The organism is Actinoplanes italicus, from assembly GCF_003001815.1.
Taxonomy (GTDB): domain Bacteria; phylum Actinomycetota; class Actinomycetes; order Mycobacteriales; family Micromonosporaceae; genus Actinoplanes; species Actinoplanes italicus.
The window spans coordinates 227,681-249,133 of the sequence record NZ_PVMZ01000008.1 but is presented as its reverse complement, the minus strand read 5'-3'; the positions used below and the strand labels follow the sequence as shown (position 1 = coordinate 249,133).

19 protein-coding genes are annotated in these 21,453 nt (G+C 68.4%); 5 read left to right on the top strand and 14 right to left on the bottom strand.

Annotation, left to right across the window (positions count from 1 at the left end):
- Positions 1–60 precede the first annotated feature (60 nt).
- The 7 genes from CLV67_RS21260 to CLV67_RS21225 all read right to left on the bottom strand — a co-directional run bounded on the left by CLV67_RS21260 (position 61) and on the right by CLV67_RS21225 (position 8,723).
- The gene (locus CLV67_RS21260) at positions 61–2,547 is read right to left on the bottom strand and encodes an Ig-like domain repeat protein (protein ID WP_146169245.1); all 2,487 of its coding nucleotides are present in this window, start codon (positions 2,545–2,547) and stop codon (positions 61–63) included.
- A 132-nt stretch (positions 2,548–2,679) separates the two neighbouring features.
- On the bottom strand, positions 2,680–3,432 hold the full coding sequence (locus CLV67_RS21250; protein ID WP_106321010.1) for an SDR family oxidoreductase: 753 nt from the start codon (positions 3,430–3,432) through the stop codon (positions 2,680–2,682).
- Positions 3,433–3,477: 45 nt separating this feature from the next.
- Positions 3,478–4,335: a helix-turn-helix transcriptional regulator gene (locus CLV67_RS21245; protein ID WP_106321008.1), complete on the bottom strand. Its 858-nt coding sequence runs from the start codon at positions 4,333–4,335 to the stop codon at positions 3,478–3,480.
- Positions 4,332–5,255 carry an SDR family oxidoreductase gene (locus CLV67_RS21240; RefSeq protein ID WP_106321348.1) on the bottom strand — a complete coding sequence of 308 codons (924 nt, stop codon included), beginning with the start codon at positions 5,253–5,255 and terminating at the stop codon, positions 4,332–4,334. Before CLV67_RS21240 ends, CLV67_RS21245 begins: the two co-directional genes overlap by 4 nt.
- A 54-nt stretch (positions 5,256–5,309) precedes the next feature.
- A complete protein-coding gene (locus CLV67_RS21235) occupies positions 5,310–6,176 on the bottom strand; it encodes an RNA polymerase sigma-70 factor (RefSeq protein WP_106321006.1) in 867 nt (288 codons plus the stop codon).
- 52 nt (positions 6,177–6,228) lie between these two features.
- Positions 6,229–7,431, bottom strand: coding sequence for a glycosyl hydrolase family 18 protein (locus CLV67_RS21230; protein WP_106321004.1), 1,203 nt, complete (start codon positions 7,429–7,431; stop codon positions 6,229–6,231).
- Between the two features lie 11 nt (positions 7,432–7,442).
- On the bottom strand, positions 7,443–8,723 hold the full coding sequence (locus CLV67_RS21225; protein ID WP_106321002.1) for a chitinase: 1,281 nt from the start codon (positions 8,721–8,723) through the stop codon (positions 7,443–7,445).
- A gap of 208 nt (positions 8,724–8,931) precedes the next feature.
- Here CLV67_RS21225 and CLV67_RS21220 point away from each other — a divergent pair, with 208 nt between their 5' ends.
- Positions 8,932–9,384, top strand: a complete 453-nt coding sequence (locus tag CLV67_RS21220; protein ID WP_170153946.1) for a peptidoglycan-binding domain-containing protein — start codon at positions 8,932–8,934, stop codon at positions 9,382–9,384.
- On the opposite strand, the gene CLV67_RS21215 is transcribed toward CLV67_RS21220, so the two are convergent.
- Positions 9,377–10,537, bottom strand: coding sequence for an outer membrane protein assembly factor BamB family protein (locus CLV67_RS21215; protein ID WP_146169244.1), 1,161 nt, complete (start codon positions 10,535–10,537; stop codon positions 9,377–9,379). The two genes, CLV67_RS21220 and CLV67_RS21215, sit on opposite strands and share 8 nt — an antisense overlap.
- Before the next feature lie 126 nt (positions 10,538–10,663).
- Between CLV67_RS21215 and CLV67_RS21210 the strand changes: the two genes are divergently transcribed.
- Positions 10,664–11,875: a glycosyltransferase 87 family protein gene (locus CLV67_RS21210; RefSeq protein WP_106320996.1), complete on the top strand. Its 1,212-nt coding sequence runs from the start codon at positions 10,664–10,666 to the stop codon at positions 11,873–11,875.
- Here the strand turns inward: CLV67_RS21210 and CLV67_RS21205 are convergent.
- Positions 11,866–12,687, bottom strand: a complete 822-nt coding sequence (locus CLV67_RS21205) for a tyrosinase family protein (protein WP_106320994.1) — start codon at positions 12,685–12,687, stop codon at positions 11,866–11,868. The two genes, CLV67_RS21210 and CLV67_RS21205, sit on opposite strands and share 10 nt — an antisense overlap.
- Positions 12,688–12,690: 3 nt before the next feature.
- Complete coding sequence (locus tag CLV67_RS21200) at positions 12,691–13,110, bottom strand: tyrosinase family oxidase copper chaperone (RefSeq protein ID WP_170153945.1); 420 nt, start codon at positions 13,108–13,110, stop codon at positions 12,691–12,693.
- 375 nt (positions 13,111–13,485) lie between these two features.
- Between CLV67_RS21200 and CLV67_RS21195 the strand changes: the two genes are divergently transcribed.
- Positions 13,486–14,733, top strand: a complete 1,248-nt coding sequence (locus CLV67_RS21195) for a glycoside hydrolase family 16 protein (RefSeq protein ID WP_106320990.1) — start codon at positions 13,486–13,488, stop codon at positions 14,731–14,733.
- A gap of 1,034 nt (positions 14,734–15,767) precedes the next feature.
- Here CLV67_RS21195 and CLV67_RS21190 read toward each other — a convergent pair.
- On the bottom strand, positions 15,768–16,916 hold the full coding sequence (locus CLV67_RS21190) for an LCP family protein (RefSeq protein ID WP_444978867.1): 1,149 nt from the start codon (positions 16,914–16,916) through the stop codon (positions 15,768–15,770).
- A 179-nt stretch (positions 16,917–17,095) separates the two neighbouring features.
- Here CLV67_RS21190 and CLV67_RS21185 point away from each other — a divergent pair, with 179 nt between their 5' ends.
- Positions 17,096–18,505 (top strand): chitinase, encoded by a 1,410-nt coding sequence (locus CLV67_RS21185; RefSeq protein ID WP_106320985.1) that lies wholly within the window; start codon positions 17,096–17,098, stop codon positions 18,503–18,505.
- Between the two features lie 90 nt (positions 18,506–18,595).
- Positions 18,596–19,207 carry a dihydrofolate reductase family protein gene (locus tag CLV67_RS21180; protein ID WP_106320983.1) on the top strand — a complete coding sequence of 204 codons (612 nt, stop codon included), beginning with the start codon at positions 18,596–18,598 and terminating at the stop codon, positions 19,205–19,207.
- 27 nt (positions 19,208–19,234) lie between these two features.
- On the opposite strand, the gene sodN is transcribed toward CLV67_RS21180, so the two are convergent.
- The 3 genes from sodN to CLV67_RS21165 all read right to left on the bottom strand — a co-directional run bounded on the left by sodN (position 19,235) and on the right by CLV67_RS21165 (position 21,402).
- Complete coding sequence (gene sodN, locus CLV67_RS21175; protein ID WP_106320981.1) at positions 19,235–19,639, bottom strand: superoxide dismutase, Ni; 405 nt, start codon at positions 19,637–19,639, stop codon at positions 19,235–19,237.
- Positions 19,639–20,145: a flavin reductase family protein gene (locus CLV67_RS21170; RefSeq protein WP_203737503.1), complete on the bottom strand. Its 507-nt coding sequence runs from the start codon at positions 20,143–20,145 to the stop codon at positions 19,639–19,641. Before CLV67_RS21170 ends, sodN begins: the two co-directional genes overlap by 1 nt.
- A 114-nt stretch (positions 20,146–20,259) precedes the next feature.
- On the bottom strand, positions 20,260–21,402 hold the full coding sequence (locus CLV67_RS21165) for an Ig-like domain-containing protein (protein WP_106320979.1): 1,143 nt from the start codon (positions 21,400–21,402) through the stop codon (positions 20,260–20,262).
- Positions 21,403–21,453: the final 51 nt, after the last annotated feature.

Below are 21,453 nucleotides of genomic sequence, written 5' to 3'. Positions count from 1 at the left end.
TCGTACACGGCGAACGGCCGGGAACCCGATGTGGATCCCCGGCCGTCTCGGTGGGTGCCGCTACTTGGTGAAGGTGAAGTACTGGTACGGCGCCCAGGTGGTGATGTTCATGCTGTCGCCGGAGCTGCCCTTGACGTACGCCGTCCGGATCCGGAACTTGGCGCCGTTCAGGCCGGTGCCCGGCAGGAACAGGATGTCGGTCGCGTCGAAGTAGCGGCCGTCCCAGTTCCGCCACTTGCCGCCGGAGTAACGCTGGACCTGCACGTAGACGAGCCGCTGCGAGGCGCTGTTCATCGCGTTGGTGAACCAGGCGACCGAGTTGGTGCGGTAGAACTTGTACGTGATCTTGCCGATCTTGGCGTTCTTGTAGTACCTCGACAGGTGCAGCTTGAGGTAGGCCTTCGCGCCGACGTTCGCGTACACGGTCCGCGGAGCGGTCCGCGCGTCACCGGTGAACACCGCGGACACCGTGGTGTTGCGGGTCAGCTTGACGCTGGCCGAGACGTAACCCGTCTTGCTCACGGTGGCGCGTTTGACCAGCTTGCGGGCCTGGTCGGCACCCGCAGGGTCGGCCCAGATCTCCACGACCCGGTTCTTGTACGTGGTACCGAGTTTCGCGGTGAAGGTCACCGTCTGGCCGTACGCATAAGTCTTGCCGTTGTTGTTGATCGCCAGAGCCGGAGCGGTCCGGGAGACCGCGACCGCCTTGCTGGCCGACGCCGGGGTGTGCGTGAGGTCACCGGCGTAGGAGACCCGGTAGGTGACGGTGCCGCCGGCCGTCGGGGTGTCGACGATGGAGAACGTGCCGTTGGCGGCGACGGTCTTGGTTCCCAGCGACCTGCCGGACGGGTACTCCAGGTCGACGCGGGTGACCGACACCTTGGTGCCGGCGGACAGCGTCAGCGGTGAGGCCAGCTTGCCGGTGATGGTGAGTGCCTTGGCCCGGGTCGCCGAGGACGGCCCGGCGAGCGTCAGCGTGGACGCCGTCCGGGAGACGACCACCGACGTCGTCGCGGTGACCGGCAGGCGGATGGCGTCGCCCGCGTAGGACGCCTGGTATTCCCACGTGCCCTCACCCGGCGGGGTGTCGGTGAAGGAGAAGTCGTTCTTCGTGTCGACGGCGAACGTGCCCAGCGGTGTGCCGTTGCGCGAGACCGTGACCGAGGCGCCATTCCATTCCGCGACCGGCGAGACCAGCCGGCCGGGGATGGTGATCGCCTGACCCGGGATCGCCGTCGTGGGGCCGAACAGGGCCATCGTCGGCTGGGCCTTGGCGACCTCGACCGATGCGGTCGCTGCCGACGGCTCGTGGGTGGCGTCTCCGGCGTACGAGACCTGGTAGGTCGCCCTGCCCTCGCCCGGCGGGGTGTCGGTGAACGAGAACGAGCCGTCCGGACCGACTGCGACGGGACCCAGTGCGGTGCCGTCCCGGGACAGCTCGACGGTGATGCCGTCGGCCAGCGTCAACGACGAGGTCAGCTTGCCGGTGACGGTGACCTGCGCGCCGGGGAGCGCCGTCGACGGACCGGTGAGGGTCAGTTTCGTCGGGGACGTCCACGTGTCGGCGAAGACGTTGAACCGGTACACGTTGCCGTTCGACTGGATGCCGAACAGGCGGTTGCCGTTCGGTTCCCACGCGATGCCCTGGTCCTGCCCGAGCCCGGACAACGGGTAGGCGATCTCTTTGATCGACTCGCCGGACGGCGCGAAGATGTGCAGGTCCGGATCGGAGACGGTCCCGCTGCCGCCGGCGACCCGCCCGTCGGCCGCGAAGTCCACAGCGTTCGAGAACGCCTGGGTCGGGTAAGCGAGCCGCCGCGCGGTCGTCAAGTCGCTGACGTGCCGCAGCATGATCCCGAAGCTGGTGTTGTAGACCGTGGCGATCTGCTCACCGTCCGGGGACAACGCCACGTCCTGGACCTCGGCGAGGGAGTCGGCCGCCCCCACTTCGGTGATCGTGTCCCCGGACACGTCGAGGACGGCGATCGTCCCCTTGGACGCCACGCCGATCCGGTTCGGCTTCGCCGCGGTGGTGTCCAGCTCGGCGGCCCACGATCCGGTCTTGTAGAGCTCCAGCGTCACCGGGTTCTCGCCGACAGGGTCGACCGTGCCGAGTCTGCCCCCGACACCGTTGGCGTACGAGAACCAGATCCGGTCACCGGCGAGAGCCAGGTCCTTCGGCTTGACGGTGGTGGAGTACTTCGCGGTCTGGGTCAGGTCGGTGGTGTCCAGCGCGAAGATCGCCGACTCGCTCAGCGAGCTCACGTAGAGCCGCGAGGAGTCGGGCGTCAGGGCGAGGTTCCGCGCGTCGGCCACCGGCGCGCTGCCGAGTTCGTTGCCGCTGTAGTCGGTCGCGATGACCTTGCCGCCGGCCGGGTCGGTGATGAAGACCCGCTCGTGCACTCCGTCGACCACGACATCGCCGACCGATTTGATGGAGAGGATCTGGTTGCCGTCGGCGGACGCCGGGGCGGCGGTGCCGATCGTCAGGCCGGTCGTGCCGGTCAGCAGCGCCATGGCAGCCGCGCCGATCCTTTTTGTAACCATGTTTCCCCCGTGGATGGGGACGCTGGAACGCGTCGAGTTCGAGGGCGACGCTATATCGAAGATCACCGAAAGGGGATCATGCGAAAGGACGAGCCGCCCTCGAATCGACGTTACGGTCCAGTTGCGACCGACCTAGCCGGCCTGACGCGCCTTGAACTCCTGATAGGTGATCGTGCCGAGCAGGGCGCCGTCCCCGGCCGGGGTCAGGGTGTTCTCGTCCAGATCGGCGCCGAAGTACCTGGCGGCAGGGTCGGTGACCACCTCACGCGGGTCACCGATCTTGGCCAGTCCGGCCCGGAAGAACTCGTCCATCCGGAACGTCTCCGGTCCGGCCACCTCGACGATCCCGTTCAGCGGCGTGCCCACCGCGGTCCGGCCGACCGCCTGGGCCACGTCGTCACCGGCCACCGGCTGGAAGTGCACCGGCGCGAACCGCACCACGTCGCCGTCGGTGGCCGCGGCCACCATGCTCTTCGCGAACTCGAAGAACTGGGTCGCGTGCACGATCGAGTACGGGACGTCCGACTTGCGGATCAGCTCCTCCTGGGCGAGCTTGGCCCGGAAGTAGCCGCTCTGCTGGAGCCGCTCGGTGCCGACCACCGACAGGGCGACGTGGTGGCGTACGCCCGCCTTCGCCTCGGCGGCCAGCAGATTGCGCGTCGACGTCTCGAAGAAGTTCAGCACCGCCGCGTCCTCGAAAGACGGTGAATTGGACACGTCGACCACCACGTCCGCGCCGGTCAGGACCTCGTCGAGACCAGCGCCGGTGAGGGTGTCGACCCCGGTGTTCGGCGACGCGGCGATCGCCTCGTGCCCGTGCTCCCCGAGCCGTGCCACGAGCTTCGAACCGATGAGACCGGTGCCACCGACAACCACGACCTTCATGACTTACCTCCGGTACGCCGGGCGGCTGCTCCGCCCGATCACCAGTCATGACCGGGCAGCACCGGAATCTGTGACGAGCCCGCCGCAGATCAACGAGAATTTGTCGTGGCTCACAGTGCCGGGCGTCGCCGTGTAGACCACCAGCTGCTGTGACTGGTCCGGGTCGATGAGCCGTTGACAGTTCAGCTCCAGCGCTCCGACCAGCGGATGGGCGAAGCGCTGCGGCCCGCAGTAGGCGCCCGTGACCGGATGCTCCCGCCACAGCGCCGCGAACTCCGGGCTCACCGTGAGCAGATCGTCGGCCAGCTCGGCGGCGCGGGACCGGACCCCGTCCCGGGTGTACGACACGAGCAGATCCGCGACGATGACCCGGCTCTGCTCCGCGTGCTCCTCGACGGGGTACAGCAGCCGGGCGGCCGGGTCGGTGAACCACCGGTAGTGCCTGCTACGCGCCGGTCCGGTGTGGACGCTGTCGTCGCCGAGCAGCGCCACCGCCGGTCCGGTCTGCAGCAGCGTCTCGCCGAGATGCGACACCACCAGGGCGGCGGCGTCCCGTAGCCCGTCGAAGATCCGCATCATGCCCGGATTGACGTGCCCGGTGTCGGCGGACCGGCGCGGAGTCGGGTAACCGCCCAGGTGGAAGAGATGATCACGCTCTTCCAGAGAGAGGCGCAGGCCCCGGGCGAGCGCGCCCAGGATCTGCTCCGACGGGTGTGGACCGCGCGGCTGCTCGAGGCGGGTGTAGTAGTCGATCGACATGTCGCTGAGCACGGCCACCTCCTCCCGGCGCAGGCCGCGGGTGCGGCGGCGCTGCCCGCGTGGCAGTCCTGCATCCTCGGGCCGCAACGCCTCCCGCCGGCTGCGCAGGTACTCGGCCAGACGCGCACGGTCCACGAGGATCATCCCTTCACGGCGTCGGCGGACAGCGACCACAGACGGGCGGCGGCGTCCCGGTCGCGGGCGGAGCGGTAGATCCCCAGTTCGGCCGGTCCGCCGGTGAACTGACCGATTCCGTCCGGCCCGTAGAGGCGGCCGCCTCCGGCGTGCGGGTCGGCCGCGGCGTACAGGATCGGTTGAAGTCCCTGCTCCACGCCGTGTACCAGGATGCCCCAGCGGGCCAGCCTCGACATGATCGCCTCGTGCGGGGCGGGGCGCTGCCGTCCCAGGTTGGGGCCGGCGGCGTACAGGCCGGTCAGCGTGGTGCCGGGGTGGGCCGCGTTGCTCACGATGCCCCAGCCCTGCTCACGGCTGCGCCGGTCCAGTTCGAGGGCGAACATCAGGTTGGCGAGCTTCGACCGGCCGTAGGCGCGGACCGCCGCGTACGCCCGCTCGCTCTGCGGATCCGTCCAGCCCGGCCGTGCCTGCCGGGCCGCGCTGCTGGTGACCGTCGTCACCCGGGCACGCCCGGCACGCAGCACCGGCAGCAGCCCGGTGGTGAGCGCGAAGTGCCCCAGATGGTTGGTGCCGAACTGCAGCTCGAAGCCGTCCGCGGTGGTGTGCCGGGTGGCGGGTGCCATCACCCCGGCGTTGTTGATCAGCAGGTGGAGCGGCCGGTCCGCGCCGTTCAGCTCCTTGGTCAGCACCTCGATGGACGCCAGCGACGCCAGGTCCAGCTCACGCACGGTGACACGGGCACCTGGCACCTCGGCCTCGATCCGCCGCAGGGCGCCACGCCCCTTGGTGGTGTCCCGGACGGCCAGCACGACCTCGGCTCCGGCGGCGGCGAGCCGGGTGGACAGCCCCAGTCCGAGGCCACCGCTCGCCCCGGTGACCAGGGCGAGCCTTCCGTTCAGGTCCAGCGGTGAGATCCGCACTCTTGTCATGAACACCACGTTGACCCGGCTCCGGAGCGGCAACCATGGTCCGCCGATACATGGTTACAGGGAGCGGAGCTTGTCCGGATTCATCAGCCACAGCAGCTGGTCGATGCCCTGCTCCGAGGCGGTGACGGTCAGCACCGCGGCGATCGTTCCGTCCCGGTACAGCAGGGCGGACGCCTGGCCGTTCAGGGTGCTCCAGCGCACCTCGACGTCCTCCCAGTACCAGTCGGCGAGTACATGGAACATGTTCGCCAGCTTGGCCACGCCGGTCACCGGGAAGCGGGACACCTGCTTCGCGCCGTTGCCGTCGGACACGCTGACCACGTCGACCGCGAAAAGCTTCTCGAGAGCGGCTGTGTCGCCGGAACGGGCGGCCGCGACGAATGTGGTGAGCAGCCGTTTCTGGTCCTCGGCACTCACCGGGGTTCGCCGTTCGCCGGTCACGTGCCGACGGGCGCGGTTGACCAGCTGCCGGACCGCGGGTTCGGTGGTCTGGAGGATCGCGGCGATCTGCGCGTACGGATAGTCGAAGGCCTCGCGGAGGACGTACGCCGCACGTTCGTTGGGGTTGAGTCTCTCCATCAGGAGCATCGCCGCGAACTCGAGCGCCTCTCCGCGCTCGGCGCCCAGGTAGGGGTCCGCGCTGGTGTCGACAGGTTCGGGAAGCCAGGGCCCGATGTACGTCTCCCGACGCGCCCGCGCCGACTGGAGTGCGTTGATCGCCAGCCGGGTCGTCGTCGTGGCCAGGAACGCGGCCGGGTTGAGCACCTGACCGCGGTCGGTCGTCTGCCACCGCAGCCACACGTCCTGCAGCAGGTCCTCGGCCTCGGCGGCGCTGCCGAGCATCCGATAGGCGATGCCGAACAGTCGTGGGCGCACGGTCGTGAAGACCGTCACCGCCTCGTCGAGGTCCTCCGCTGTCACCGAACCATCCTGCCACCGGGCGGTCGGCCCGGTGGCAGGAGTTCGATGAGGATCAGAAGCCGGCGCTCACCTTGGTGAACGCCCAGTCGGTCTGCGCGATGCCGGAGCAGTTGCTGACCACGCCGCCACCGGCGCAGCCGCGGTCCCGGTTGACCGCCCAGAAGGCGAAGCGAGCCAGGCCCTTGTTCTTGGCGTAGTCACGGATCCGGGTCCAGGTCTCGACCGTGGTGACCTCCTGCTGGTCGGAGAGCCCGTTCATCCCGGAGATCCCGATCCGGGAGTACGCCTGAGCGTCGGTCCAGCCGAACGTCGACTTCAGCACGTTCTTCAGACCCTCGGTCGCGCCGACGGTCGAGGCGTACATGTCGGCGTGGCCGCTGAAGTCGAACGGCATCTGGGTGAAGATGTCGATGTTCGCGTTCTTGGCCTTGGCCTGCTGGATCAGCCGGACACCGTGCGCGTTCGGGCCGGTCGGCGTGGTGCCGAAGGTGAGGATCGTCTTCACGCCGGGGTTCTTCTGCTTGACGATCTTCAGCGCGTCGACGATCCGGTCGGCGACGACGTAGTTCTCGAACTCGTCGGTGTTCTCGATGTCGATGTCGATCGCCTTGAGCTGGAAGGTGTCGATCACCTTCTGGTACGCGCCGGCGAGCGCCTCGGGGGTCGAGCAGTTCGGGCCGAGCTTGTTGCCGCTCCAGCCGCCGATCGAGGGCACCACGTCGGCGCCGGCCGCGCGGATGGCGGCGATGGTGCTGGCGTGCGCCCCGCCGGTCAGGCCGGACGAGCCGTCCCACGCCGGGTTGCAGCCGCCGCTGGCCAGCACGAACGCCAGGGTGAAGGACTTGATGCCGGTCGCCTGAACGACGGTCGCCGGTGCGGGCGGGTTGCCCCAGCCGGGGTAGAGGTACGGCGCGGCGGCCATCTTCGTGCCGGTGGCCGGGGGTGTCGTCGGGTCGGTGGTGGGCGGCGTCGTCGGCGGCGTGGTGGGCGTGGTCGTACCGCCGCAGACGCCGTTGTCGGCCCAGACCGCCCACTGGCTGCTGTTGGTGGCCGGCGACTCGTTCTGCGTCCACCACTTGGCGGTGTAGTTGCGGCCGTTCTGCGAGGCCTGGTTGTCCTTCACGTAGACCGCGGACGCGCTCCACGCCGGGGCGCACGCGACGGCTGCGCTCGAGGTGGCCATCGGAAGGATCGCGGCGGCGGCTCCGACCGCTCCGACCGACACGATGAGGGCGATTTTCCTGCTCAGCTTCATGGGGGATCCAGTCAGGGAAGAGTGGCGAGGTGCGGGTCGACCGTGTTGGCCCAGGCGTTGCCGTTGGTCACGTCCCAGTTGATCGACCAGGTCATGGCGCCGCGGATGCCCGGGTAGGTGGCCGGCGGCTTGAAGGTGCCGCAGTTGGTGCCCTTGGCCAGGCAGTCGAGGGCGGCGTTGACGACCGACGGGGCGACGTAACCGCCACCGGCGGCGCGGGTGCTGGACGGCAGGCCGAGGGCGACCTGGTCCGGGCGCAGGCCGTTCTGCAGCGGGATGCAGGCGAGCGCGGTCAGGAAGTTGACGTTGCCCTGGCCGTACGCGGCGTTGTTGTCACAGCCGAGCATCGCGCCGGAGTTGTAGTACTGCGTGAAGACGACGGTGAGGATGTCCTTGATGTCGAGCGCCAGCTTGAAGTACGAGGACGCCGGGTTCTGCATGTCGATGGTCTGCGGCGCCATCGTGATGATCAGGCTGCTGCCGACCTTGGCCCGCAGGCTGCGCAGCGCCTGCGCCATGTAGGTCGGGTTGAGCCCGTTCTCCAGGTCGATGTCCACGCCGTCGAAGCCGTAGTTGCGGATCAGCGTGTGCACCGAGTCGGCGAACGCGGTGGCCGCGGACGCGCTGTTGACGGCGACCGTGCCCTTCTCGCCACCGACCGAGATGATCACCTTCTTGCCGCGGGAGTGCAGCGTGGCGATGTCCGCCTTGAACTGGGCGTCGGTGTACCCGCCGACGGCCGTGGCCAGGCCCGGGTCGAGGTTGAAGGTGACCGCACCGGGCGTGCTGGTGGCGTCCGCGAAGGCGACCGCGATCAGGTCGTAGGTGTTCGGGACGGCGGCGAGCTTGAGCGGGGCGGCGCCGTTGTCGAAGTTCTGCCAGTACCCGGTGAGGAAGTGCTTCGGCAGCGTGCCGTTGGAGGGCGGCTGGGTCGTCGGTGGCGTCGTGGTGGGGGGAGTAGTGGTCGGCGGAGTGGTGGTCGGGGGCGTGGTGGTGGGCGGTGTGGTGGTCGGCGGCGTGGTCGGCGTGGTGCCGCCCTCGCAGACGCCGTTGTCGGCCCACACGTCCCACTGACCACTGCGGACAGCCGGTGACTCGTTCTGCGTCCACCACTTGGCGGTGTAGTTGTGGCCGTTCTGCGAGGCCACGTTGCCCTTGACGTAGACCGCGGACGCGCTCCACGCGGGACCGCAGGCCGTCGCGGCCGACGCGTTCCCCGCGAAGTAGGTCGCCGCACCGCCGGCGGCCAGCGCCGTGACCGTGGCGAGGATTACCGATCTGGAGCGCTTCATCGCAGTCCTTCCATGGATGACCTGGGGATAGGTCAATCTTTAGGACTGTTAACAGTGAATGTAAAGAGGGTGGACCTTAAACAACCTAAAATCTCGGCGCCGTCGATATCCCCGTTTGGTCATGACGTAGCTACATCGATGAACATCGCTAGATTCTGATACGGTGCGCCCGGGTTGTTCCGCAACAACGATGAACGGGGAGAAAGAGATGGCAACACGTGTGACAAGGCGTGCGACCACGGTGGCCCTGATGGCGGCGGGCTTCGCCGCGGTCCAGCTGGTGTCGGCGGGCGCCGCCGCAGCCGACCCGATCACCATCCTGGCGACGCCGACCTGCTCGACGTCGGTCACCTATCAGGGCGCCCTGGTCCCGTCCACCTCCGGCGGCTCGGTCACCTGCAACATGGTCCGCGGCAACTTCAGCGAGGGTGTCCGCCGGCTCCAGGACACGATGAACGACTGCTACCGCACCGCGCTCACCCGAGTGGGCGTCTACCCGCTGGTCATCGACGGCGACTTCGGCGGCAACACCGAACGGGCGCTGCGCGAGGTGCAGCGGGTCGCCGGCACCGCCTCGGATGGGCAGTACGGCCCGAACACCCGCAGGGCGATGCTGCACGTCGACCCGGACTTCGGCGACCCCTGCCGCCGCGTCAGCTGACCCTCGGGACCTGGGCACTCAGCGTGCCCTCGTGCACCCGGTAGACGACGCCGCCGGTCACGATCAGATCGCCGGTGAAGGCTGAGCCTTCGGCGACCACCGTGCCCTTCACGGCGTCCAGCACGACGGCCTCCGCGTAGACCAGTCCGCCCGCGACCAGCGGCTGGCCCGCGGAGGCCTTCAGCTTCCGGCTCCACAACTGCTTGCCGGTACGGGCGTCCAGCGCCGCGACGGTCCGGTTGCTCGACCGGTAGACCCGCGCGCCGTCCGCCGCGATCCGGTAGTTCTCGGCGTCCTCGGCCGGCGGTGCCGTCCACCTGACCTTCCCGTCCCCGGCGCCGACCGCGGCGAGCCGGTCGGAGCCGTCGCTGCCGTAGAACACGTCACCGGCCGGGGATGCGGCCCCGGCGGCCAGATGGTGTTTCGCCGTCCACCGCACCGCGCCGCTGATGATGTCCAGCGCGGCCGTCTGACCGGTCCGGATGCCCTCGCCGTCGGTGGTGAACGCGGCCACCACGCCGTTCGCGGAGGAGCCGCCGGTGTGCCGGTTCGGTGCCCGCCACAACTCCCTGCCGTCGCGTACCCGGTAGGCCACGGTCAGGGTCTCGCCGTAGACGCCGTCGGTCTCGGAGAGCAGGGCAACGCCCTTGTCCACCACGAGATCACCCATGATCGGGGTACGGACGGCCCAGCGCTTCTTCCCGGTGGCGACGTCGAGGGCGATCAGCCGGCTGTTCGGATCGCTGACCGAGCCGCAGTCGTGGTAGCCGGCGATGAGCAGCCCGTCGGACACCGCCAGCCGCGGGCGGGTGCCGTCCCCGAACTCGTCCCAGCTGAACGCCCATTGCTGGGCGCCGGTGGCGATCGAGCGGGCCGAGATGCCGGCCCGGTCGCCCACGAAGATCCGCCCGCCGGACACGACGGGAAGGCCGAAATCGGAGCAGGTGTCCGCGGTACGCAGCTTGACCGACCATTTCGTGCTGAGCCGTCCGACACGAGCCGCCGTGAGGGTCCTCTCACCAGGGTTGAACCAGCTGTCCTCGGCGTCGTAGCCGACGTGGTCCCACAGGGTCGGTGCCGGTGCGGCGGTGGCCGGAACGGCCAGGAGCAGAGACGACAACACCGCGGCTGAGGTACGGGCCAGAGCATGCACGCACGTAACGTATGCGGGCAGCACGCCAAAACCCGACCAATCGCCTAAATACCCGATTCGGCGGGGCGGATCGCCTTGCCGCACTGTGCCTACACTGTGCCTTTGTTTCGGGGGGCAGGGCGGCAGATGTCATCGAGTTCGGCGACGCGTACTTCGGTCCGGCGCTGGTGGATCGTCGCCGCGTGGATCGTGGCAACCGTCGTCGCGGGCCTCCAGGCGTGGGGCGGTCTGCGCCGCTCACCGGATGGCCGGCTCTCCGACCTGCAGGTCTACCTCGGTGCCGTGGCCGATCTGTGGCGTGGGGGGAGCCTCTACGACTTCGCCACGCAGAACGGCGCCGCGCCCTTCACGTACCCACCGTTCGCCGGTCTCGTCTTCGCGCCCCTGCATCCGATCCCGTTCGGAGTGCTGGCACCGCTCTGGTGTGTCTGCACGTTCGCGGTCGTGGCGGCACTGGCGTGGGCTGTGACCGGCCGGTCGGAGATCCGCCGGTTCGACCGGCGCCTGCTGACACCGCTGCTGGCGATCGCCCTGTTCGCGTCCGCGCCGATCTCCAGCAACTTCCGGTTCGGCCAGGTCAGCGTGTTCCTGGTGGCGCTCGTCCTGCTGGACGCCCTGGCGGTGGTCCCGGAACGATGGCGGGGCGTGGCGACCGGAGTGGCCGGTGCGATCAAGCTGACACCGATGATCTTCGTGCCGTACTACTGGTTCTCCGGCCAGCGGCGCACGGCCGTCGTCTCGACGATCACCTTCCTCAGCTGTACGGCACTCGCCTGGCTGATCCTGCCATCCGATTCGGTGCGGTTCTGGTTCACCGAGATCTGGAACGTCAACCGGGTGGGGCACATCGCCACCGGCGGCAACCAGTCGCTGAACGGGGCGCTGCTGCGGGCCGATATACCCGACTCGGCGCGTGCGCTCATCGCCGGGATCATCGGCCTCGCCGTGGTCGCGGCGGCGCTCTACCGGGCCTCCCTGGCGTACCGGCAGGATCGCCCCCTGCTCGCCGCGGTGATCGTCGGCGCCGCCGGACTGGTCTTCTCCCCGGTGTCCTGGACCCACCACCAGGTGTGGCTCGTGCTGGCCGTGCTGGTGGTGGTCGGCGCGGGCCCGCGGATGCGGGTGGCTTGGATCGCGGTGGTGCTCGCGGTCATGATCCTGCCGGTGACGTCGCACGGCGCACGCCTGCCCGGCGCCGAGTTCGTGCTGGGCAACGCCCGGCTCTGGCTGGCCCTCACGATCGCCGCGATCCTGCCGGTGCTGGGGCGAGCCGCCACCCCGCTCGAGACCCGCCACCCGGCAGCGGCGGCGGATCTCGAGCGGCCCCCTCAGGCGTAGGTGTACGTCGCCCGGTGATCGAGGACCGTCGCCGGGGTCACACCCGGCCACGGCTGCATGGTCTCGTTCAGGTCGACCACCCCGGAGGTGCCTGCCGCCGGCAGATAGTGGCCGGAGTCGAAGCCCCAGCGGGTCTGCCAGCGCGACCACAACCGGTCGATGTTGCAGTGGTGCAGCCAGAAGACCGGATCGTTGGGCGAGTCCTGCTGGCCCATGTGCCCGCCGACCCAGACGTGGACCGAATTGTGTAGGTTCGGTGTCTGCCAGCCCTCCAGCCGGTTGCGCATGCCGCCGCTCGCCGAGGTGTTCCACGGGGCGGCGTCGTACGCCGCGACGCCGAGTACCGAGTCCACCTGCGCACTGGTCGGCAGCGCGCGGTTGCCCATGGCCCGGCGCAACGACGTCGACGAGGACGGGCTCACGGTGATCCGCCAGTTGGTGGCCCCGGCGAACGGGCCGGTGGTGACCGGGCCGTTGCCGCCGGAGCCGTTGCCGCCCATGAGGTCCGCCGTGAACGGCGTTCCGGTGGTCGTCCGGTCGGTGGTCCAGTCCCAGTAGGGCAGGTCGACCGCCGGGTCGATGGCCTGCAGCGCCTTCTCGAACTCGATCAGGTACTGACGGTGCCAGGGCAGGAACGACGGCGACTGGTGGGCGTACCGGATCCCGCCGACGGCGGCGAAGAACTGGATGTGTGTGGTGACGAACCAGTCGTAGTTGCGGCCGGTGGTCTGCGCTTTGAGACCCTTCACCGCGGCGACGAAGGCGGCCTTCTCGGCGCTGGTCAGATCCCGCGCGTTCTTACGGATGCCCATGTGTCACCGCCCGTGCTCGTGGGCGGCACCGGCCATGGTGGTCAGTTCGGCGTCACCCAGGACGTCGACCGCCCGTTTGGTGAGTTCGAGCAGGCCACCCCGGTTGCGGCCGGTGTCGATCAGCACCGGTTCGTAGTGGTTGATCGCGCTGATGAACCCGACCGTCACACCGCCCCCGGCTGCCGGTAGTTCGATCTCCATGACGGCCAGCTTGCGGTCGTCGATGAACACCTCGTGCGACCTCGACCGGTTCCGGCTGAGCGACCGGACGTCCTGTGCACCGACGTGCACACCACGGATCCGCTTGCCCCGGTATTCGAGTTCGAAGTCGCGCGGGTCCTTACCGGCCGCCGGATTCGCCATAACCTGGGCGCCGACGAATCCGCTCGCCACGGCCGCGGTCGCCGCACCGTAACGAAGCATCTCCCGTCTATTGACGGAGATGGATGGCGTCATTTTGTGACCCCCCGAAGAATTGTTTCTCAACGCCTTTTGGGCAGCTCGGAGCGGGTCCCCCGCCGCTCCGGCGCAACCGAACATACATGAGTTGCGCAATGCCGTGCGGAATGGTGGCGCAGGCCATAGATGGGCGTTCTTAATGCCTTAACGATTGTTTAATCAGCGGCATATTTCGGCGCTGAAAACAGTCAAAGGCCACGCTGGCCCCGCGGGGACGTTCCAGGCGGGGATCGAGAAGGTGTTATCGGCGGTTCCGGAACCCGTCCCCATTGACTGATGGCAGTCGAACTATAAACACTGTTTCCAGTTGTAACATCCCTCTCCCCCAGGAGGTTCCCCATGCGTGGGATACGCACTCTGCTGGGCGCAGCCGTCGTCGCGGTCACCCTGGCCGGCGCCCTGACCGTTGCCTCGACCAACGACACGGCGGAAGCCGCGATAGGCCCGGTGACCTGGTCAGACGAGTTCAACGGGGCGGCCGGTACCGCGATCGACTCGTCGAAGTGGAACTTCGACGTCGGCGGCGGCGGTTTCGGCAACAGCGAGCTGCAGTACTACACCAACTCCACGAACAACGTCCGCCAGGACGGTCAGGGTCACCTGGCGATCACCGCCCGCAAGGAGAACCCGGCCGGCTACCAGTGCTGGTACGGCTCGTGCCAGTACACGTCGGGCCGGATCCTCACCTCGGGCAAGTTCACCCAGCGCTACGGCCGGTGCGAGGCCAGCATCAAGGTGCCGCGGGGTCAGGGCATCTGGCCGGCGTTCTGGATGCTCGGCGACAACCTGGGCAGCGTCGGCTGGCCGCAGTCCGGCGAGATCGACATCATGGAGAACGTCGGCAAGGAGCCGAACAAGCTGTACGGCACCGTCCACGGCCCCGGCTACTCCGGCGGCAGCGCGATCGGCGGCAACCGGACCTTCTCCGCGCCTCTCGGGGACGCCTTCCACTCGTACGCCGTCGAATGGTCTCCGAATCTGATCGTCTGGTACGTCGACGGCAGTGAGTACTTCCGCGTCACACCGGCCTCGCTCGGCGGCCGTCAGTGGGTCTTCGACCACCCGTTCTTCCTGATCCTGAACGTCGCGGTCGGTGGCAACTGGCCGGGCAGCCCGGACGCCTCCACCTCGTTCCCGCAGACCATGCTGGTCGACTGGGTGCGCGTCTCGGCCTGGAACGACTCGACCACGCCGCCGCCGGCCGGCGGCAACGCGCTGAAGAGCAACCTCAACGGCAAGTGCATCGACATCCCGGGCGCGAACGCGGTCGACGGTGCGCGGCTGCAGATGTGGGACTGCAACGGCAGTGCCGCCCAGAACTGGACCTTCAACAGTGACGGCACGGTCCGCGCGATGGGCAAGTGCATGGACCCGGCCGGTGGTGCTCTCACCAACGGCACCCCGATCCAGCTCGTGACCTGCAACGGCAACCCGGTGCAGCGGTTCACCCTCTCCGGAGCCGGTGACCTGGTGAACATCTCGGCCAACAAGTGCGTCGACATCGCCGAGGTGAACAGCGCCAACGGCGCCCGTCTCCACCTCTGGGACTGCGTCGGCGCGGCCAACCAGAAGTGGACCCGCGCCTGATCGGAAACTGGAAGGGGCGCCGCGGATCATCCGCGGCGCCTCTTTTCGATGTGGTGACAGAACCTGGAGAGCTTTCGCCGTCGGGGTTTCCGGCCCGTCAGCCGCATCCGTCTGAGCCGTGGTGGCGCTCGGTCGGCCGATGGCCTGGCGTTACCGTCGTGGGCTCCGGGGCCGCGGGGTCGGTTATCGCCGCGGCCCGGTGCTGGACGATCAACTAGGGCCGTTTTCGGAGCCGGGCTCCGGGATATCGCTGCCTCCGGCCCTGGGAGGGGTTCGCCTGCCACGGCTGGGCGATCAGGCGGCCTGGGGAAGGGTTCGCCTGCCACGGCTGGGCGATCAACAGCCCTGGGAGGGGTTCGCCTGCCACGGCTGGGCGATCAGGCGGCCTGGGGAAGGGTTCGCCCGCCACGGCTGGGCGATCAACAGCCCTGGGAGGGGTTCGCCTGCCACGGCTGGGCGATCAGGCGGCCTGGGGAAGGGTTCGCCTGCCACGGCTGGGCGATCAACAGCCCGGGGAAGGGTTCACTGGGCACGGCTGGGCGATCAGGCGGTCCGGGACATGGCTATCCCCACCAGCCTCAGACCCTGACCGTAAAGGTTCTAGAGAGCCTTCGCAGTCAGGGTGCGGCCCGCCAGCCGTAGCTCAGCCGTGGAAGCCAGGCCGGCAACGGAGGGCAGCGGGATCGATTGGCCGCCGCGAAGAGCGCGGCCTGAGCCGGTGCCGCGGAGAGCGCGACCTGATCCGGTGCCGCGGAGAGCGCGGCCTGATCCGGCGCACCGGATAGCGTCGCTGTGGAGAGCCGGTGTTGCGGCGGCGGGATCACACTTAGTCGTTGTGTGCGACCCTGCCGTCGCGATGGCGGCGGCAGGCGTCCACGGACCGGCGGCGTGGGACCTCACCGTTGTTGCCGACGACGTCAGGAGCACACGCGAAGCCTGGGTGTGTGCCCCAGCCGTAGCCAAGCCACGTCATGGCAGCTGGATTCGAGGGCTGAGATCGGGCCGGTGAGCTGGACCTCGACTGCGAAAGCTCTCTAGCTGTCCATGTTGACGATGCCCGGGTTGTCGATGAGGAACTGGGCGACCTTGTCCTGCTTGACCGCCGTGAAGAAGTTCTCGGCGGTGGCGGCCGGCAGGAACTCCTCACCCAGGTACTTGCCGTTCTCGAACTTGCCGCCACCGGGCAGCTTGATCGTGACCATGTCGTCGACGTTCACGTCCTTGAGCGCCAGGGCCCACTCGATCGGGCTGTTGCCGCCGCCCGCGAAGGTCAGTGACTTGCCGGCCGCGTCCAGGATCTTCGTCATCTTGCCGACGTCGGTGATGACACCCTTGGTCAGCGCCTCCTTGGCCATGGCCTTGATGAACTGCTGCTGGTGGCGCTGGCGGTCGTAGTCGCTCATCGGGACACCGGCGTTCGGGTACCGCTGGCGGACGTAGTCGAGCGCCTGCCACGGCTGGAGCCGGACCGGCTTGGAGCTCTTCTTGTAGTACGCCTGCGGCCCGGTGTACGGGTGGTCGCACTTGGAGGTCACCGGGCAGCTCGACTTGCGCGGCCGCTGCTTGCCCTCGGGGGTCAGGTGCTCCGACTTCACATCCATGTCGATGACCATGGACACGCCGCCCAGTGCCTCGACCATGTCCTTGAATCCGCCGAAGTTGATGATCGCCGCGGCGTCGAACTGCTCGATCCCGGTGTAGTTGCGCACCGTCTTGGAGAGCACCTTGAAGCCGTTCGTGACGTCGATCTTGCCGTTGACCTGGCTGCCCAGTGCCATCGCCGAGTTGATCTTCCCGCGGTGTGCCCGGACGCCGGACTTCGAGTCGGCCGGGATGTCCACGTAAAGGTCGCGGGGCATCGAGAAGAGGTAGGCCGTGCTCATGTCGGCCGGAATGTGCGCGATGAGGATCGAGTCGGACAGCGGCGGAGTCTCCGCCTTCCGCGGGTCGATGCCGACGAGCAGCAGCGTCAGCGGGCCCTTGATCTCTTCCTTCTTCTTCGACGCGGCCTGCGCCGCGTCGCCCTCGAGCAGGCCCTCGTCGGTGATGCCGCCGGTGTACTTGGCGATGAGGGTCTGGCCGGTGACCAGGGTGCCGCCGCTGGCGACCATGAGGACGGCGCCGAAGGCGGCGCACAGTCGCGCCCACAGCGGTGTGCGACGACGCTTCGCTGACTTAGGCAACCGTTCTCCTACCCCTGCTCCGACATCGACCACGCATGTTCCCACGACCGTACGGGTCTGAGGCAACCATCTCGATGGCCCGCGTGACCGGTGCCACCTTAGTTCTCTTACGGCTCCGGTTACCACAGGGTTCGATCGGAGGTGTTTACAGAATCAGTTAACAGTCCTAATAATTAGCCATGCGTCGATCCGTTCTCCTGGCCACGGCAGCGATCCTGGCCGCCGCGGGCTCCCTCGTCTACGTGGCCTCGACCGCGAGTGCGGCCGTGGCCTGTGCTCCCGCCTGGAGCGCCTCCTCCGTCTACGTCAAGGACAACGTCGCCTCCAAGGGCGGCAACAACTACACGGCCAGGTGGTGGACCCAGGGCGAGGACCCGGTCCTGAAGAGCGGCCAGTGGGACGTCTGGATCAACAACGGCGCCTGCGGCGGTACGACCAACCCGTCGCCGTCGAGCCCGTCCCCCTCCAGCCCGTCACCGAGCCCGTCCAGCCCTTCGCCGTCCCCGTCGAGCCCGTCCCCGTCCCCGTCGACGTCGCCGAGCACCCCGATCCCCGTCGGTGGCCTGCCGAAGCACGCGCTCATCGGCTACCTGCACGCCAGCTTCGCCAACGGTGCCGGTTACCTGAAGATGGCCGACGTGCCCGCCGAGTGGGACATCATCAACCTCTCGTTCGGCGAGCCGACCAGCGTCACCTCAGGTGACATCCGGTTCACCCTCTGCCCGGCCACCGAGTGCCCCGGCGTGGAGACCGAGGCGCAGTTCATCGCCGCGATCAAGGCCAAGCGCCAGGCCGGCAAGAAGGTGCTGCTCTCCATCGGCGGGCAGAACGGCCAGGTCCAGCTCACCACCACGGCGGCGCGCGACAAGTTCGTCAGCTCGGTCAGCGCGATCATCGACAAGTACGGCCTGGACGGCGTCGACATCGACTTCGAGGGCCACTCGCTGTCGCTGAACACCGGCGACACCGACTTCAAGAACCCGACCACCCCGGTCATCGTCAACCTGATCAGCGCGCTCAAGTCGCTGAAGACCCGCTACGGCGCCGGTTTCGTGCTGACCATGGCCCCGGAGACGTTCTTCGTCCAGCTCGGCTACCAGTACTACGGCTCGGGCCCGTGGGGCGGCCAGGACCCGCGCGCCGGTTCCTACCTCCCGGTGATCCACGCGGTGCGCGACTTCCTCACCGTGCTGCACGTCCAGGACTACAACTCCGGCTCGATCATGGGTCTGGACAACCAGTACCACTCGATGGGCGGCGCCGACTTCCACATCGCGATGACCGACATGATGATGGCCGGCTTCCCGGTCGCCGGTAACACCGCGAACGTCTTCCCCGGACTGCGTGAGGACCAGGTCGCCTTCGGTGCGCCCAGCTCGGTCAGCGCCGGCAACGGATACGTCGCGCCGGCCGGTGTCCAGCAGGCAGTGAACTGCCTGGTCAAGGGCGCGAACTGTGGCGGTTACACGGTGCGCAGCGGTCTCAACCCGAACTTCCGTGGCCTCATGACGTGGTCGATCAACTGGGACCGCTTCTACAACTGGGAGTTCAAGAACAGCCACGAGCCGTTCCTGAACGCTCTTCCCTGATTTTCGCCGGACTTTTTCGCCGGGACCGATGAGTTCGTGTCGGTGGCTCGGTCTACTGGATCGAGACACCGACACGAAGGGGCCACCACCATGGCGAAGCTCATCTCGACCCTGTTCATCTCCGCCGACGGCGTCGCCGAGATCGACCCGGACTGGCACTTCCCCTACTTCGACGAGAACATGGGACGCGCGGTCACTGAGGACTACGAAACCTCCGACGTGCTGCTGATCGGGCGCAACACGTACGACAGCTTCGCCGGCGCCTGGCCGGACCGGGAGGCCGCCGGCGGCGAGGACGCGCCGTTCGCCAAGCAGCTGGGCGACACCCGCAAGGTGGTCGCGTCCCGGCAGGACCTCGAGTTCACCTGGCGCAACTCGGAGCTCATCGACGGCGAGCTGACCGACGCCGTCCGGGCCCTGAAAGCGGACGAGAGCATCAAGGGCATCCTCATCCCGGGCTCCCTCGACGTCGTGCACCAGCTGCTGGCCGCCGGGCTGATCGACGAATTGCGGCTGCTCATCCATCCGGTCGCGGCCGGCAAGGGCGACAAGCTCTTCACCGAGGGCAGCCCGGTGCAGCATCTGAAGGTGCTGGCCACGGAGGCCTTTCCGACCGGTGTGATCCGGGTGATCTACGCGCCGGTGGAGCCGCCCGCCCCGGCCGGCTACTCCGACGTCAAGGACTTCCCCGAGGGGAACTAGCGCACGCAGCGGACGGCGGTCCGGATATCAGTTCTGCTTGGTCTCCCAGAAGATCTTGCTGATCTCCTCGATCTTCGCGAGCAGCTGATCGGCGACGGCCGGGTCGATCGAGCCCTTGGCGCCACCGGCTCCGGCCAGCTTGGTGGCGTCGTTGAAGAGCTGGTGCAGCTGCGGGTACTTCTCGAAGTGCGGGGCCTTGAAGTAGTCGGTCCACAGCACCCATAGGTGGTGCTTGACGAGCTCGGCCCGCTGCTCCTTGATGATCAGGGCCCGGGTACGGAACTCCGGGTCCTCGTTGGCCCGGTACTTCTCGGCGATCGCCTTGATCGACTCGGCCTCGATCCGGGCCTGGGCCGGGTCGTAGACGCCGCACGGCAGGTCGCAGTGCGCGCTGACGACGGTGCGCGGGGTGAACAGGCGGGGCAGTCGCATCAGATTCCGTTTCCGTTTCCGTGAACGTGGGTGAAGAACTCGCGGTCGTGGTGCACGAGCCGCCCCTCGGCCGGGCCGAGCAGCACCTCGAGCACGGTGGCGACCACGACGGTGGAGTCACCGACCGGGACCAGATGCAGCGGAGCGGCCCGCAGGCTCGCCTGGGCGCCGGGCAGGAACGGCTCTCCCGTCGGCAGCACGCTCCAGCCCTGTTCGGGAGTGAAGCGCGGCCCGCCGGTCCGGGCGAAGTCGCGGGCCAGGCCGGCGTGCCCGGGTCCGAGCAGGTTGACGGTGAAGCTCGGCGCCTCGAGGATGGCCCGCGCCGAACGGGAGCCGATCACCGAGAACGACAGCGCCGGTGGATCGACCGAGACCGAGGCCACGCTCGACGCGGTCAGCCCGGCCGGACCGTGCGCGCCCTGTGCGGCGATCACCGCTATCCCGGTCGGATAGCGGCGGAAGGCGGACTTGAAGAGCTCCCCGATGCCGGTTTCGATACCGCTCAACACTGGTTTCCTCACCTCGCTCCTGCCCACCGACGGAAACGACGTTAGAACCTCAACCTGAATTGAGGTCAACGATCGGGGCCTCCGGGCGGAGAGGCCCCGATCACACCACGCTCAGCGGTGGTACGTGTATTCGCTGCTCGTCGTCTCGTTACCCGCGCGGTCGTACGCGCGGAGTCGTACCTTGATGTTCGTGCCGTGGTTCTCCGGATCGAGGGTGAAGCGGTAGCCGCTGTCGGTGTCGGTCGCCGCCACTGTGCCGTCGATCACGAGCTCGACCCGGTCGACGCCGTTGAGGTCCGTGGCCTCGGCGCTGATCTCGACCGGCTCGGTCAGGGTCGAGCCGTCCTCCGGGGCCTCGGTGATGCTCAGATCGGCGCCGACAGTGTCGTTGATCACGACGCGCTCGCCCGTCGTGCTGTAACCCCGCCGGTCGGCGATGGTCCACACGATGGTGTAGGGGCCCTGCTCGGTGGGGTTGACGATCCACCGCAGGGGATCAGCGGTCGGCTGGCCGTCCTTGACCGAGATGGTGATGAGGCCGCTCGAGTCGCCGGCGAAGATCCTGGTGACAGTGCTGCCGCGGATCAGGGTGTTGTGCTCCGGGAGGATGTTCGCGATTTCGGGGCCCACGTTGTCGATGAAGTAGGTCCGGTCCATGTCCCAGCTGTTGTCGGCGCCGTCCCTGATGATCAGCCGCACCTTCGTGAAGCCGTTGAACGGACGGGTGTCCCAGTTGAGGACCCACGGAGCCTGAGTGGTCTGGGCGAGAGTGTTGCCGGCCATGTCCCGGATCTCGATCCGGGCCAGGTCGCCGTCGCGGGAGTTGAACTGGATCGGCGTCGTCCCGCCGATGACGGCGTTCGCGGCCGGGTAGACGATGCTCATCGGCGCCCGGAGATCGACCCGGACCGGTGTGCTCGCCTCACTGACGTCGCCGTCGACGTCGTAGGCCCGGACGGTCAACGGGACGGTCTGCTCGTGGAAGCCGGTCAGGTAGAAGGTCAGCGCCGGCGGAATCGGCGCGTCGAAGGTGCCCTTCACGACGTCCTTGAACAGCACCTCGACCTTCGCCAACTCGACGCCTTCGGCGAAGACCGGGCGGATCGTCGGGTTGTTGCCGATCAGCTGGCCCTCGGCCACGCCGGTGCTGAGAACGAACGAATCGGCGACGACCGCCGGTGGGCTCGCGGCGGCCGGCGCCGCGGCGAGCAGGGTGGCCGCGGCCGCGGTGGCCAGGGCGGACAGCAGTTTCACTTCGGAATCTCCCCGTGTCTGAAGTGGATGGTCGCAGGCTATCGACCGAAC

Bases quoted from the DNA above. Each gene is read 5' to 3' on its own strand.
- CLV67_RS21230 (WP_106321004.1), bottom strand. From the start codon at position 7,431: ATGAAGCTGAGCAGGAAAATCGCCCTCATCGTGTCGGTCGGAGCGGTC.
- CLV67_RS21250 (WP_106321010.1), bottom strand. From the start codon at position 3,432: ATGAAGGTCGTGGTTGTCGGTGGCACCGGTCTCATCGGTTCGAAGCTC.
- CLV67_RS21195 (WP_106320990.1), top strand. From the start codon at position 13,486: ATGCGTGGGATACGCACTCTGCTGGGCGCAGCCGTCGTCGCGGTCACC.
- CLV67_RS21185 (WP_106320985.1), top strand. From the start codon at position 17,096: ATGCGTCGATCCGTTCTCCTGGCCACGGCAGCGATCCTGGCCGCCGCG.
- CLV67_RS21210 (WP_106320996.1), top strand. From the start codon at position 10,664: ATGTCATCGAGTTCGGCGACGCGTACTTCGGTCCGGCGCTGGTGGATC.
- CLV67_RS21245 (WP_106321008.1), bottom strand. From the start codon at position 4,335: ATGATCCTCGTGGACCGTGCGCGTCTGGCCGAGTACCTGCGCAGCCGG.
- CLV67_RS21225 (WP_106321002.1), bottom strand. From the start codon at position 8,723: ATGAAGCGCTCCAGATCGGTAATCCTCGCCACGGTCACGGCGCTGGCC.
- CLV67_RS21220 (WP_170153946.1), top strand. From the start codon at position 8,932: ATGGCAACACGTGTGACAAGGCGTGCGACCACGGTGGCCCTGATGGCG.
- CLV67_RS21180 (WP_106320983.1), top strand. From the start codon at position 18,596: ATGGCGAAGCTCATCTCGACCCTGTTCATCTCCGCCGACGGCGTCGCC.
- CLV67_RS21260 (WP_146169245.1), bottom strand. From the start codon at position 2,547: ATGGTTACAAAAAGGATCGGCGCGGCTGCCATGGCGCTGCTGACCGGC.
- CLV67_RS21240 (WP_106321348.1), bottom strand. From the start codon at position 5,255: ATGACAAGAGTGCGGATCTCACCGCTGGACCTGAACGGAAGGCTCGCC.
- CLV67_RS21200 (WP_170153945.1), bottom strand. From the start codon at position 13,110: ATGCTTCGTTACGGTGCGGCGACCGCGGCCGTGGCGAGCGGATTCGTC.
- CLV67_RS21205 (WP_106320994.1), bottom strand. From the start codon at position 12,687: ATGGGCATCCGTAAGAACGCGCGGGATCTGACCAGCGCCGAGAAGGCC.
- sodN (WP_106320981.1), bottom strand. From the start codon at position 19,639: ATGCGACTGCCCCGCCTGTTCACCCCGCGCACCGTCGTCAGCGCGCAC.